Source organism: Gluconobacter albidus (assembly GCF_002723915.1).
Taxonomy (GTDB): domain Bacteria; phylum Pseudomonadota; class Alphaproteobacteria; order Acetobacterales; family Acetobacteraceae; genus Gluconobacter; species Gluconobacter albidus.
On record NZ_BEWL01000001.1, the window covers coordinates 73848 to 86437 of the forward strand.

The 12590-nt window shown below is 60.9% G+C and carries 13 protein-coding genes; 8 read left to right on the plus strand and 5 right to left on the minus strand.

The window, feature by feature from the left end:
- The first annotated feature begins 14 nt into the window (after nucleotides 1-14).
- Together GAL01_RS00335 and murI are read left to right on the plus strand one after the other, a co-directional pair.
- Nucleotides 15-761: an orotate phosphoribosyltransferase gene (locus GAL01_RS00335; protein WP_062030279.1), complete on the plus strand. Its 747-nt coding sequence runs from the start codon at nucleotides 15-17 to the stop codon at nucleotides 759-761.
- A complete protein-coding gene (gene murI / locus GAL01_RS00340; RefSeq protein WP_082790724.1) occupies nucleotides 761-1609 on the plus strand; it encodes a glutamate racemase in 849 nt (282 codons plus the stop codon). Before GAL01_RS00335 ends, murI begins: the two co-directional genes overlap by 1 nt.
- Before the next feature lie 36 nt (nucleotides 1610-1645).
- On the opposite strand, the gene GAL01_RS00345 is transcribed toward murI, so the two are convergent.
- Complete coding sequence (locus GAL01_RS00345; protein ID WP_062030281.1) at nucleotides 1646-2701, minus strand: polyprenyl synthetase family protein; 1056 nt, start codon at nucleotides 2699-2701, stop codon at nucleotides 1646-1648.
- A 149-nt stretch (nucleotides 2702-2850) separates the two neighbouring features.
- Between GAL01_RS00345 and GAL01_RS00350 the strand changes: the two genes are divergently transcribed.
- Nucleotides 2851-3717 (plus strand): tRNA1(Val) (adenine(37)-N6)-methyltransferase, encoded by an 867-nt coding sequence (locus GAL01_RS00350; RefSeq protein WP_062030283.1) that lies wholly within the window; start codon nucleotides 2851-2853, stop codon nucleotides 3715-3717.
- On the opposite strand, the gene GAL01_RS00355 is transcribed toward GAL01_RS00350, so the two are convergent.
- Together GAL01_RS00355 and GAL01_RS00360 are read right to left on the minus strand one after the other, a co-directional pair.
- Nucleotides 3714-4733, minus strand: a complete 1020-nt coding sequence (locus GAL01_RS00355) for a ribonucleotide-diphosphate reductase subunit beta (RefSeq protein WP_062030285.1) — start codon at nucleotides 4731-4733, stop codon at nucleotides 3714-3716. The genes GAL01_RS00350 and GAL01_RS00355 overlap by 4 nt on opposite strands.
- Nucleotides 4734-4758: 25 nt before the next feature.
- Complete coding sequence (locus GAL01_RS00360; protein ID WP_369827204.1) at nucleotides 4759-6612, minus strand: ribonucleoside-diphosphate reductase subunit alpha; 1854 nt, start codon at nucleotides 6610-6612, stop codon at nucleotides 4759-4761.
- Nucleotides 6613-7073: 461 nt separating this feature from the next.
- Here GAL01_RS00360 and GAL01_RS00365 point away from each other — a divergent pair, with 461 nt between their 5' ends.
- The gene (locus GAL01_RS00365) at nucleotides 7074-7505 is read left to right on the plus strand and encodes an OsmC family protein (protein WP_145995589.1); all 432 of its coding nucleotides are present in this window, start codon (nucleotides 7074-7076) and stop codon (nucleotides 7503-7505) included.
- A 19-nt stretch (nucleotides 7506-7524) separates the two neighbouring features.
- On the opposite strand, the gene aroC is transcribed toward GAL01_RS00365, so the two are convergent.
- Nucleotides 7525-8607, minus strand: a complete 1083-nt coding sequence (gene aroC, locus GAL01_RS00370; RefSeq protein WP_062030289.1) for a chorismate synthase — start codon at nucleotides 8605-8607, stop codon at nucleotides 7525-7527.
- Nucleotide 8608: 1 nt separating this feature from the next.
- Complete coding sequence (gene fabI, locus GAL01_RS00375; protein ID WP_062030291.1) at nucleotides 8609-9460, minus strand: enoyl-ACP reductase FabI; 852 nt, start codon at nucleotides 9458-9460, stop codon at nucleotides 8609-8611.
- 144 nt (nucleotides 9461-9604) lie between these two features.
- On the opposite strand from fabI, the gene GAL01_RS00380 reads away from it, so the two are divergent.
- The 4 genes from GAL01_RS00380 to GAL01_RS00395 all read left to right on the plus strand — a co-directional run bounded on the left by GAL01_RS00380 (nucleotide 9605) and on the right by GAL01_RS00395 (nucleotide 12573).
- The gene (locus GAL01_RS00380) at nucleotides 9605-10147 is read left to right on the plus strand and encodes a hypothetical protein (protein WP_062030293.1); all 543 of its coding nucleotides are present in this window, start codon (nucleotides 9605-9607) and stop codon (nucleotides 10145-10147) included.
- Nucleotides 10148-10262: 115 nt separating this feature from the next.
- Complete coding sequence (gene pdxH / locus GAL01_RS00385) at nucleotides 10263-10865, plus strand: pyridoxamine 5'-phosphate oxidase (protein ID WP_062030295.1); 603 nt, start codon at nucleotides 10263-10265, stop codon at nucleotides 10863-10865.
- Nucleotides 10866-10912: 47 nt separating this feature from the next.
- Nucleotides 10913-11797, plus strand: coding sequence for a universal stress protein (locus GAL01_RS00390; protein WP_062030297.1), 885 nt, complete (start codon nucleotides 10913-10915; stop codon nucleotides 11795-11797).
- 47 nt (nucleotides 11798-11844) lie between these two features.
- On the plus strand, nucleotides 11845-12573 hold the full coding sequence (locus GAL01_RS00395) for a polysaccharide lyase family 7 protein (RefSeq protein WP_062030299.1): 729 nt from the start codon (nucleotides 11845-11847) through the stop codon (nucleotides 12571-12573).
- Nucleotides 12574-12590: the final 17 nt, after the last annotated feature.

Genomic DNA, 12590 nt, shown 5'->3' on the forward strand with positions numbered 1-12590 from the left:
CAGCGGAGACAAGCATGACCCAGTTCGCCGAGAGCCCGATGGCGGGCCGCACCCAGTGGGACCGCGACGCGGCCCTCGCCACGGCCCGTATCCTGCTTGAGATCAAGGCCATCAACTTCCGCCCGGAAGACCCCTACACCCTGACGTCAGGCTGGAAGTCCCCGGTCTATATCGACTGCCGCAAGATCATTTTCTTCCCGCGTGCGCGCACCAAGATCATGGAACTGGCCGTTGAAAAGATCGGCCGCCATATCGGCTATGAAAGCATCGACGCCGTCGTGGGTGGCGAAACCGCCGGTATTCCGTTCGCCGCCTGGATCGCGGACCGGATGATGACGCCGATGGCCTATGTCCGCAAAAAGCCCAAGGGCTTTGGTCGCAACGCGCAGATCGAAGGCGATGTGCCCGAAGGCATGCGTACCCTGCTGGTCGAAGACCTGACGACGGACGGCGCGTCCAAGATCCGATTCGCAAATGCCCTGCGTGATGCGGGTGCCATCGTGAACCACACCTTCGTTGTCTTCTTCTATGGCGTCTTCCCCGGTGCTCACAAAACGCTGGCGGATATGGACATTTCTCTCCATGCGCTGTGCACCTGGTGGGACGTGCTGGAAGCCTGTGCGGGGGCGAACTACTTCTCTGAAAAAGACAGCGCCGAAGTCCGCCGCTTCCTCGAAGATCCGTGTGGCTGGTCGAAGAAGCATGGCGGTGTGAGCAGCGCGGAAGAGGCGCTGGCTCTCAAGGCCAAAGCTGAAGCCTGATGGAGACTGGCGCATCCGTGCCAGCAGGCCGGAGTCTGGTTTTTGACTCCGGCATCGGGGGGATGGGCGTCGTGCAGGCCCTGCGCGCCCTCCTTCCCGCCCTTCATATCGACTACCTCGCCGATACGGCGCTCTTTCCCTACGGCGAACAGCCGGACGACCTGCTGACAGCGCGTATCGTCAATCTGTTGGTCGCGGCCTGCGACAATCTACGCCCCGATGTGTTGGTTATTGCATGCAATACCGCCAGTACGATCGCCCTCCCCGCCCTGCGTGAACGACTCAACATCCCGGTGGTCGGATGCGTCCCCCCGATCCGCTGGGCCGGGCGTGTTTCAGAAAGCCGCGTCATCGGCCTGCTTTCGACCTCCGCCACCGCACGGCGCCCCTATACACTCCGGCTGCATCAGGAGTTCGCTGCGGATTGCCGTCTGATTACCCATGGCGCGCGCAGACTGGCCGATCTGGCGGAACGTGCTTTTCTGGGTGAGGTCATTGCGGATGCGGACATTCAGCACGAACTGGACTGCCTATTCGGACAGCCTCATGGCAGCGAGATTGATACGGTCGGGCTCGGCTGCACCCACTATACATTTCTGATGGACGCCTTCGAACGCATGTCGCCATCCGGGGTGCGCTGGCTGGACCCGGCTTCCGCCGTTGCCCGACAGGTCGGAACTGTCCTTCAAACGCTGTCTCACGGAGCAGAAACAGCGCAGAAAGGCCGTTTCCTGATGACCCGGCTGCCGCATACAGCGCCGGGGCTTGAAGCCGCCGCCGCAAGGCTCGGCTTCAGAGGGTGGGAGTTGCTCACCGCTCCCATTCCGCTCATGACAGCGGCAAACTGAAAAGCCCCCGCCCGATCAGGCAGGGGCTAACACGCTTCAGCGGGCGCGGTCGACGGTGTACTGGACCGTCTCTGCCATCAGACGCCGCAATTCACTGTCCGGGAAAATGGACAGCGCTTCGACGGCTTCGGCGGCGTAAACCCGTGCACGGGCAATAGTCGTGGCAATGGCACCTGTCTTCTCGATCAGGGCCAGCGCATGTGGCAGGTCAGCGTCCGTCTGCTCGCCCTTTTCAATGACACGCTCCCAGAAAGCACAGTCTTCGGGAGAGCCGGCTTCATAGGCTGCCAGAACCGGCAGCGTGATCTTGCCCTCCCGCATGTCGTCGCCAACGGTCTTGCCCAGAACCTGCTGATCGGCAGCATAATCGAGCGCGTCGTCAACGAGCTGGAACGCCATGCCCAGATTGGTCCCGAAACGGTCCAGTGCGACTTCTTCCGCTTCGGGGCGATCGGCAACGACCGCGCCGACGCGACAGGCCGCTGCGAACAGAGCCGCCGTTTTGCCGTGAATGACTTCCAGATACCGCTCAACCGGTGTGGAGAGATCGTTCTGCGTCACCATCTGAAGGACTTCGCCCTCGGCAATCGTCGCCGAAGCATCGGACAGGATCGCCATGACCTTGAGCGAGCCATCGGCCGTCATGAGCTGGAACGAGCGTGCGAACAGGAAGTCGCCCACCAGAACGGACGCCTTGTTGCCAAAAACTGCATTGGCCGACGCCAGCCCACGACGCAGATTGCTTTCATCGACCACGTCATCGTGAAGCAGCGTTGCGGTGTGGATGAACTCCACACAGGCTGCCAGTCCGACATGACGCTGATTTTCAGGAGTCGACTGATAGCCACACAGGCGGGAGGCGGCGAGCGTCAGCAGTGGCCGCAGGCGCTTGCCACCCGCTGCAACAAGATGGGCGCCAAGCTGCGGAATGAGCGGAACCGGGCTCTCCATCCGCGCGATAATGGCGCGGTTGCAGGCCTGCATGTCCTGTTCCAGATAGGCGGACAGAGCGGAAAGGGCGCTCTCGCTCCCTGCATCCCTGAGCACAGCTTTATCAACGGTCGCAGAAACGTCCGGTGCGGCAGAATCCAAGGGTCATTACTCCAGTTCCCGCAACGGCTCCGGGGGCTGGCCCAGGAGCGCACGGGCACGATATGATGTGGCGTAGCCCGTTCTTTCTCTCCTGTCGCGACAAGAACGAACGGACCATGTAACGCCGGACGACAGGTTGGAAAGACCATATGAGCGGCAGCAGGAAGACGGTCAACCCATTGCCCCCTCCGAACATCTTTTCCGGTCATGCATTTTCCGGTCCTGGTCCGGCCCGCGAAGAAGGATCGCTGCTGGGAGGGCGTGTGCGCTACGACCAGTTCACCGAAGGTTACAGGACGGGTCTGGAACCTGTTCTCATGGCGGCCTCCATTCCGGCAAAAACTGGCGAAACAGTTCTGGAAGCCGGTTGCGGGGCGGGAGCAGCCCTGCTGTGCCTCACCGCGCGCCTTCCGGGGGTTCGTGGAGTCGGGCTGGAATCCGATCCGGAAACTCTGGCACTGGCCGAGCGCAATATCCGCGCCAATGCTGATCCCGACGGTGAAACGCGGATTCAGGTGGTCCACGCCCATCTGCCCGACATCCCCAAAAACCTGCGCGCCCTCACACCAACCGCCAATGGTCGTTTTCATCATGTGATGGCCAATCCGCCCTGGCATAGCGCGCACGGTACGCCTTCTCCCGACAGCCGACGCCGCCTCGCCCTGAGTGCGGAGACGACCGCACCGGAAGACTGGGCCCGCGCTCTGACGAAATGGGTTCTTCCGGGCGGAACGCTGACATTCGTCCTGTCAGTCGCCAGCGCGGACAGGATCTGCCGGACTTTACTGGAAAATGGGTGTGGTTCGATCCAGCTTTATCCTTTCTGGCCACGAGCGGGCCGCGAAGCAAAGCTGGTTCTGGTCCGCGCCGTCTATGGCGGACGGGGAATTTTCCGGCTTCGGGCCGGACTGGTTCTGCATGAGACGGACGGGCGTTTCACCGCTGCTGCAGAGCGTGTTCTGAGAGACGGAGAAGCCCTGCCTGAAAGTCAGAACCTCTCCAGACCCTGTTTTTAGCTGAAAACGTTGCCTTCAAACGCTTCTTCCCATGTGCCGGAGGTGGAGGCACGGGAATATTCGGTCGAACGGTTTTCGAAGAAGTTGGCGTGTTCGACGGCGTTGAGCATGTCATCAATCCACGGCAGCGGATTGCTTTCCTGCCCATAGATCGGGTCCAGACCAAGCTGTGTCAGGCGGCGATCGGCGATGAAGCGGATATACGCCTTCACGTCGTTGGACGACATACCCTCAACCGGCCCCATCTCGAACGCCAGATCAATGAACGCATCTTCGTGCTCGACCGTCGTGCGGCAGACCTGTGTGAGTTCCTCGCGGAAATCGGCTGTCCACAGTTCCGGGTTTTCGCGGATGAACGTCCGGAACAGGCGGATCATGGACAGGCAGTGCAGCGTCTCGTCACGCACCGACCAGGACACGATCTGCCCCATGCCCTTGAGCTTGTTGAATCGCGGGAAGTTCAGCAGGATCGCGAAGGACGCGAAAAGCTGAAGTCCTTCCATGAACGCCCCGAAAGCCGCCATCGTCTTGGCGATTTCACGCTTGTTGTCGATGTTGAACGACTGCATGAAATCGTATTTGTCCTTCATCTCCTTGTACTTCAGGAAAGCCGAATACTCAGTCTCGGGCATTCCGATGGTATCAAGAAGATGGGAATACGCAGCGATGTGGATCGTCTCGATGTTCGAAAACGACGACAGCATCATCAGCACTTCGGTCGGTTTGAAAACCTGACTGTAGTACTTCATGTACGCGGAATTCACTTCCACGTCGGCCTGCGTGAAGAAGCGGAAAATCTGCGTCACCAGATGCTGTTCTGCTGCCGTCAGCGTCCGGTGCCAGTCCTTCACGTCATCGGCCAGCGGCACTTCCTCGGGCAGCCAGTGGACGCGCTGCTGGGTCAGCCAGGCGTCATAGGCCCAGGGGTAGCGGAAGGGCTTGTAGACCGGGTTGGCGGTCATCAGGTCGAAATGCTGCTCGGCCTGATGACCGGTCGTCGGGGTCGTGTCGCTCATGATCTCGTCCTTTCGCATCCCACCATTACTGGCAGGACAGGCACTCTTCGTAATCGCCGCTGCTCATCTCGCCGCGCGGGGCGGCCTGAGCCGTGGCTTCGTATTTTTCGTCTTCCAGAATGTCGCTCTTCACCGCCAGCGTGGACACCGCATCGGCGCGTTGCACGGACAGGGAGCGGCAGTAGTAAAGGGATTTCAGGCCCTTCTTCCACGCCTGGAAATGAATCTGATGCAGATCGCGCTTGTGAACGTCGGCCGGCAGGAACAGGTTTACTGACTGCGCCTGACAGATGAACGGTGCACGGTCGGCGGCATGTTCCACAACCCAGCGCTGGTCGAGCTCGAACGCCGTCTTGAACACGTCCTTCTCGTCCTGCGTCAGGAAGTCGAGGTTCTGCACGGAGCCCTTGTTCAGCGTGATTGCAGACCAGACTTCGTCCGTATCGTAACCGCGCTCTTCCAGAATCGTCTTCAGATGGCGGTTGCGCACCGAGAACGAGCCCGAAAGCGTCTTCTGCAGGAACACGTTTGCGCTGATCGGCTCGATTCCGGGGCTGGCATTGCCCGTGATGATGGAAATCGAGGCCGTCGGGGCGATGGCGAGCTTGTGCGAGAAGCGCTCCATGAAGCCGTATTCCTCGGCATCCGGGCACGGACCACGCACTTCCGCCAGATGCTTTGACGCGGCATCGGCCTGCTTGCGGATATATTCGAAAATCTTCCGGTTCCAGACCTTCGCCATCACGGACTCGAACGGAATCATCCGGGCCTGCAGGAAGGAATGGAAGCCCATCACGCCCAAGCCCACAGAACGCTCACGCGCGGCGGCATATTTGGCGCGCGCCATGTCATCGGGAGCGCGGTCGATGAAATCCTGCAGCACGTTGTCGAGGAACAGCATGACGTCTTCGATGAACTGCGGATCATCCTTCCACTCGTCCCAAGTCTCGAGATTGAGCGAGGACAGGCAGCACACGGCCGTACGATTCTTGCCATGATGGTCGATACCGGTCGGCAGCGTGATCTCGGCACAAAGATTGGAGGTTTTCACCTCCAGTCCGGCCAGCTTGTGATGCTCCGGACGGGCGCGGTTCACATGGTCGGAATAGATGATGTAGGGCTCGCCCTGCTCCATCCGGGCCGTCAGAATGCGGATCCACAGACCCCGCGCCGACACCTTGCGGATCGTGCTGTGATCCTTCGGCGAGAGCAGCGCCCATTCCTCGTCTGCCTCGACCGCACGCATGAACGCATCCGTCACGAGTACGCCGTGATGGAGGTTCAGCGCCTTGCGGTTCGGATCGCCGCCCGTCGGACGGCGCATCTCGACGAATTCTTCCACTTCCGGATGCCAGACCGGCAGATACACCGCCGCCGAGCCGCGACGGAGCGAGCCCTGCGAGATCGCCAGCGTCAGGCTGTCCATCACGCGGATGAAGGGAATGACGCCGGACGTCTTGCCATTGCGGCCGATGTTTTCGCCGATGGAGCGCAGATTGCCCCAGTAAGACCCGATGCCGCCGCCCTTGGACGCCAGCCAGACGTTCTCGTTCCACAATCCCACGATTCCCGAAAGGCTGTCTTCAGCCTCGTTCAGGAAGCAGGAAATCGGCAGTCCGCGCTCGGTTCCGCCATTGGACAGAACGGGCGTCGCGGGCATGAACCAGTGGCGGGAAATATAGTCATAAATCCGCTGCGCATGGCCCGCATCCGCACCGTAATAGGACGCCACACGCGCGAAAAGCGACTGATAGTCCTCGCCCGGCAGCAGGTATCGGTTGTTCAGAGTCGCCTTGCCGAAATCCGTCAGCAGGGAATCGCGCGAACGATCCACCCGCACGGCGTGATGACCCGGAAGCTGCACGACATCGTCGAACATGTCCCCGAAATCGGCATCGGCCGAAAGAGGTGCTTCTCCAATGGGATGGTCAACAGGCGGACGCACATCATGGGCACGATCGGCCTTGTCGGACACGTCCATCGTCACGTCATGAAGGGTCATTCGTTGTCTCCGCCGGGCATCTATTTCTGGTATCTCGAGCACTCATTTCCATCACTCCGAACCCGATCGCAAGCACGAAGTTCGCTTGCAAAATCGGACGAGCTGTGAATTTGAACCATCCCATATCTAGGGAAGGAATTCGTTAATTCCCCTAGATATAGTACTGATCGCAGAAAACCGCCCCTAAGCGTTGTTATCCCAAGAGTTTTCCCCCGGGGCATTTTCCCGGTGTGTGATACCGGTCACAGAATTGGGAAATTTCGTGAACATCGCGTCGGGCAACGATCCGGACAACACCGCGTTTGGGGATCCAAGCCCACAAAACGAAAGAGCGCATCATGACCATCAAAAAGACAGCTTCGGCACACTGGACCGGCGGTCTCAAGGACGGCAAAGGCACCATTTCCACCCAGAGCGGCGCCCTGCACGAGCAGCCTTATGGCTTCAATACGCGCTTTGAAGACAAGCCCGGCACGAACCCCGAAGAACTGCTCGGTGCGGCTCATGCAGGCTGTTTCACCATGGCGCTGTCCATGATGCTCGAACAGGCCGGTTTCAAAGCCGAATCACTGGAAACGAAAGCGATCGTCTCGCTCGACAAGTCCGGCGAAGGCTTTGCCATCACCCAGTCTCACCTGACGCTGCGCGGCAAGGTCCCCGGAGCCTCCGAGACGCAGTTCCTTGAGATTGCGAACAAGGCCAAGGAAGGTTGTCCGCTATCACAGGTCATCAAGGCCAAGATTACGCTGGACGCCACGTTCGAAGGCTGAGGCGCCGGCTGGCGGGGGTCTAGCGACCCCAGCCACACTGGGCGTGATCGCGCAGCAGATGATCGGCCAGCACACAGGCCATCATCGCCTCGGCTACGGGAACGGCCCGGATACCAATGCAGGGATCGTGACGCCCTTTTGTCATCACCTCGACAGACTCGCCATCGCGGGTGATGCTCGGAACGGGTGTAAGGATTGAACTGGTCGGCTTGATCGCAAAGCGCGCCACGATAGGCTGTCCCGTTGAGATACCGCCCAGAATGCCACCGGCATGATTGGACGCAAACTGCGGGCCCGGCGCGATCGGATCGGCGTTCTGCTCGCCACGAAGGGCTGCCACGGCAAAACCATCCCCGATCTCGACACCTTTGACGCCGTTGATCCCCATCATGGCGCCTGCCAGATCGACATCCAGCTTGCCATAGACCGGCGCACCGAGTCCGGCTGGCAGACCTTCCGCAACGACTTCAACGGTCGCACCGATGGACGAACCATCCTTTCGAACGGAATCGAGCAGCGCCTCCCAGGACGCCACGGAGTCCGCATCCGGGCACCACAGCGGATTGCGCTCAACCTCGTCCCAGTCCCAGCGGGAGGGGTCGATGGTCTGCCCTCCAATGCCCGTCAGGGCGGCACGGATCTTCACGCTCTCGCCCACCAGTGTCTTCAGCAGTACGCGCGCCACGGCTCCTGCGGCAACCCGCATGGCCGTCTCCCGCGCCGAGGAGCGCCCGCCCCCGCGATAATCGCGGATGCCGTATTTCATGTCATAGGCGATGTCGGCATGACCGGGGCGATAGCGGGTTGCAATATCGCCGTAATCCTTCGACCGCTGATCGGTATTTTCGATCATCAGCGAAATGGGGGTGCCAGTCGTCTGGCCTTCAAACACGCCCGACAGGATCCGGACCTGATCCGCCTCCCGGCGCTGCGTGGTAAAGCGGGACTGCCCCGGACGACGACGATCAAGCCAGGGCTGGATGTCCTCTTCGGACAGCTTCAGGCGGGGTGGGCAGCCATCAATGACGCAGCCGATGGCCGGCCCGTGGCTTTCACCCCAGGTGGTGACGCGAAAGAGCTTCCCGAAGCTGTTGTCCGACATGTCAGTTCCCGGAGCCGACCGCTGCGATGTCCGGAGCGTCCGGGTTCTTCATGCCGACCGTGTGGTAGCCGCAGTCCACATGATGGATCTCGCCCGTCACGCCGCTGGACAGATCGGAGAGCAGGTACATGCCCGAACCGCCGACATCCTTGAGCGTCACGTTGCGCTCCATCGGAGCGTTGAGCTGGTTCCAGCGCAGGATGTAGCGGAAATCGCTTATCCCGTTGGCGGCCAGCGTCATGATCGGACCGGCAGAGATACCGTTGACGCGGATATCGTCGCGGCCCAGATCGGCAGCCATGTAGCGCACCGAGGCTTCCAGAGCCGCCTTGGCCACACCCATCACATTATAGTGCGGCATGACGCGCTCGGCGCCGAGATAGGTCATGCTCAGGAAGGACCCGCCCGGATTCATCATGGCAGACGCACGACGTGCGACGGCGACGAAGGAATAACAGGAGATGTCCATGGCCTGCAGGAAGGCATCGCGCGGCGTGTCGATATAGCGGCCGCGGAGATACTGCTTGTCCGCAAAAGCGATGGCATGGAGCACGAAGTCAATCTTACCCCAGACCTTCTCGATCTCGTCGAACGTGGTGTTGATGGCGTCGTCATCGCTGACGTCACAGGAGATGACGAGTTCAGACCCGACACTCTCGGCCAGCGGACGAACGCGCTTGCCCAGGGCCTCGCCCTGATAGGTGAAAGCAAGTTCCGCACCCTGTGCCGCACAGGCGCTGGCAATGGCCCAGGCAATGGAGTGCTTGTTGGCAACACCCATGATCACACCGCGCTTGCCCTTCATGAGGGTTCCGGTCACGGGTGCCGGGATATTGTCTTCCGTTTCAGACATGGTGATTTCCTGAATCGCGTTGGCGTATTGAGGGTCGTGGTTGCACAAGCGTCCGTTACAGACAAGACTTTGCGACGATTGCCCGGTTTTTTGCCTTCTGACGGGACATTAAGGCATCACTCCGACACTGAGGAATTTCCTCCCATGCGCTCGAAATCCGCTCATACTTCCATCGGCCCGTTCGATTTTTCCGAACGCCATTCCATTCTCATTCACGCCCTGCCCGGCACCATCCTGAACTGCGTCCGGCACTACCGTCTGGATGAGGATGCTCTCATCCGCCCAGCCCTTTACCTGCGTGGACTGCCTGCCCGACTGCTGCGAAGCCCATCAGCACCGCCTCTTGAGCTCCAAGACTTCACCCTGCTGTCGGAGACCGATCGCAGTCTGGCCTATGGGCTGAAAGGGGCCTTCTGGCAGACGGATTACGGACTGCATCGTTTTGACACACCTATGGCGTTTCTCGGTGACAGGGATGCGTCTGTTGCAACCCTGATCCTGTCTTTCGTGACAGAGCCGGCCACGAAGGGTCGAATGCGCCTCGTCACGCAAACACATGTCCTGTGTCCCACGCCCCATGTCTGGCGTCGTTTCCTGCCCTACTGGCTCGTGATCCGCCCCGTCAGCGGTCTGCTGCGGCGTCGCATGCTGTCCCAGATCAAGGCGCGATGCGAGCGCGGCGTATAAACTGGCTGGATAGCTGGCCGGATGGCTGGAACGGTCCAGCCGCGTTATGATCCCGGCACTGGCGAGCGGGACGACATCGTTCCTGCCACGCCAATCTTGTTTCAAGGATTCTCCGATGTCCGACCTCCCCCTGATTGATCTGAAGGCTGATCCCTTCGCCCTGTTCGCTGCCTGGATGTCAGATGCGGAAGCTGCCGAACCGAACGACCCCAACGCAATGGCCGTGGCCACATCCACGTCTGACGGGCACCCGTCCGTGCGGATGCTGTTACTCAAGGGCGTGGATGACAGGGGCTTTGTTTTCTATACCAATCTGGACAGCCGCAAGGGCGGCGAACTGCGCGCCAACCCGCACGCGGCCCTGCTGTTTCACTGGAAATCCATCCGCCGTCAGGTCCGGATCGAAGGCCCGGTCGAAGCCGTTACGGCCGCCGAAGCCGATGCCTATTTCGCAAGCCGTTCCCGCATGTCGCGCCTCGGCGCCATTGCCTCAGACCAGTCGCGCCCGCTCGACGAACGCAGCACGTTCGAGGAACGCCTGAAGGCCGCAGACGAAAAATACGGAGACGGCCCGATCCCCCGTCCTGACAACTGGTCGGGTTTCCGCGTTCTGCCCCAGGCCATCGAATTCTGGCAGGACCGTCCCTATCGCCTGCATGATCGTGCCGTGTGGACGCGTGATGGAAACCAATGGAACGTCACACGACTTTATCCGTAAATACATCATAACGACGTCACAAAATTACGGCCGGGGAGCCTTCACCCATGCTTATCGATATCAAGAACATCCTTCTCCCCCTGAACGGCACCTATGAGCTGGACGCCGTCATGTCGGTCGCGCTGGATTTCGCGCGCCGGTTCGACGCTCATCTTTCCGCTGTCGTGGTCGGTTCGGATCCGTCCGAAGTCGCAACGCTGGCCGGTGAAGGCATCTCGGCGGGCATGGTCAATGAAATGATCGATACCGCCATAACCGAAGCGCAGCACCGGGCCATCAAGATCCGCAGGGCTTTCGACGCTTTTGTCCACGAGCATGGCATCCGTCGCATCGAGCCTTCGAAAATCGGCTCCTCGGCCGGAGAAGGCGTCAGCGCAAGCCTCGACGTCCTCAACGGAACGGAGCACGACTCCCTGACATGGCGCTCCCGTCTGGCCGACATGACGCTGGTTCCGAATCTTGCCAAGGACGGCGACCCGCGCGCCTCCGAAACGCTCCATGCCATCCTGTTCGACAGCGGACGTCCTCTGCTGATCGCACCGCCGACCCCGCCGAAGACGGTCGGCAGGCGGATCGCCATCGCCTGGAACGGAACGCCCGAAGCCTCGCTGGCCCTGCGTTGCATCCTGCCCTGGGCCCACAAGGCCGAAGCCGTGCAGGTCCTGACCTGTCAGGACTATCAGCGTCGCGGTCCGGGTGCGGACGAGGTCGTGACCTATCTGCGGATGCACGGTATTTCCGCCACATCCCGCGAGTTCGAAGCCGTGAACCGGGACATCGGCGTGGGCCTGCTTCAGGCTGCCACGGAGTTCAATGCCGACATGCTCGGTATGGGCGCCTACTCCCATTCGCGTCTGCGCCAGATGATTCTGGGCGGCGTTACCCGTCACATTCTGGAGCACGCCCAGATCACGGTTCTCATGAGCCGCTGAACACGCCTGTTGCCACTTTTTGCCTGCTGACCTGAAGGAACCGTTCCATGTCCCTGCCCCGCCTCCTCTGCGCCACCTGCCTGACCCTCACGCTGGCAGGCACCGCGCTGGCTCCCGCATCGGCCATGGACACGCAGGCCCTACCGGAGGCGGGTAGCTTCACCCTTCAGGAACCGCAGGCGCGCCTCAAATTACGCCTCGTTCCCGGCAGCACGCTTGCTGCCGGCTATCGCAGCCCGTTCTATGAGCGCAACCCCGCGACCGGCGCCATGACCCTGCGAACGGATGCGCTTCAGCCGTCCATTCGCGGCCAGACGGCCCCCGCGACTGTTCTGCGCGAAGGCACGGCATGGTATTTCCAGCAGACGCCGGCGGCCATGACTGCCACTCTGCACATCGACACATGGCCCAGTAATCAGCGCGTCATTATCGGCCGGATCCAGAGCGCGCATGCGCCGGTCGTGCAGCTGGTCGCGGATGGCAAGCGTTCGCAGGTCATTGCTGTCATTCATAATGGAACCGAAACACATCGCGTCGTTGCTGGAACCATCTATCCCGATCGCAGCATCAGCTACGGCCTCTCTTCCCGTCCCGACGGAACACTGCTTGTCGTCGTGAATGGAACCCGCAATGTGTTTGCCATGCCCGCGGCCGCAACCGCCCCCGCCATGTGGTTCGAAGCCGTCGCGGGACAGACCGGCTGGCACATGCCCTGCCACAGCGATTCAGCACGTGTGACCTTCACGTCTCTTGAGATGAATCATCCGGCAACCTGATGGCTCTGCCTGTCGAA

Bases quoted from the DNA above. Each gene is read 5' to 3' on its own strand.
- GAL01_RS00335 (WP_062030279.1), top strand. From the start codon at position 15: ATGACCCAGTTCGCCGAGAGCCCGATGGCGGGCCGCACCCAGTGGGAC.
- murI (WP_082790724.1), top strand. From the start codon at position 761: ATGGAGACTGGCGCATCCGTGCCAGCAGGCCGGAGTCTGGTTTTTGAC.
- GAL01_RS00350 (WP_062030283.1), top strand. From the start codon at position 2,851: ATGAGCGGCAGCAGGAAGACGGTCAACCCATTGCCCCCTCCGAACATC.
- GAL01_RS00355 (WP_062030285.1), bottom strand. From the start codon at position 4,733: ATGAGCGACACGACCCCGACGACCGGTCATCAGGCCGAGCAGCATTTC.
- GAL01_RS00360 (WP_369827204.1), bottom strand. From the start codon at position 6,612: ATGTTCGACGATGTCGTGCAGCTTCCGGGTCATCACGCCGTGCGGGTG.
- GAL01_RS00365 (WP_145995589.1), top strand. From the start codon at position 7,074: ATGACCATCAAAAAGACAGCTTCGGCACACTGGACCGGCGGTCTCAAG.
- aroC (WP_062030289.1), bottom strand. From the start codon at position 8,607: ATGTCGGACAACAGCTTCGGGAAGCTCTTTCGCGTCACCACCTGGGGT.
- fabI (WP_062030291.1), bottom strand. From the start codon at position 9,460: ATGTCTGAAACGGAAGACAATATCCCGGCACCCGTGACCGGAACCCTC.
- GAL01_RS00380 (WP_062030293.1), top strand. From the start codon at position 9,605: ATGCGCTCGAAATCCGCTCATACTTCCATCGGCCCGTTCGATTTTTCC.
- pdxH (WP_062030295.1), top strand. From the start codon at position 10,263: ATGTCCGACCTCCCCCTGATTGATCTGAAGGCTGATCCCTTCGCCCTG.
- GAL01_RS00390 (WP_062030297.1), top strand. From the start codon at position 10,913: ATGCTTATCGATATCAAGAACATCCTTCTCCCCCTGAACGGCACCTAT.
- GAL01_RS00395 (WP_062030299.1), top strand. From the start codon at position 11,845: ATGTCCCTGCCCCGCCTCCTCTGCGCCACCTGCCTGACCCTCACGCTG.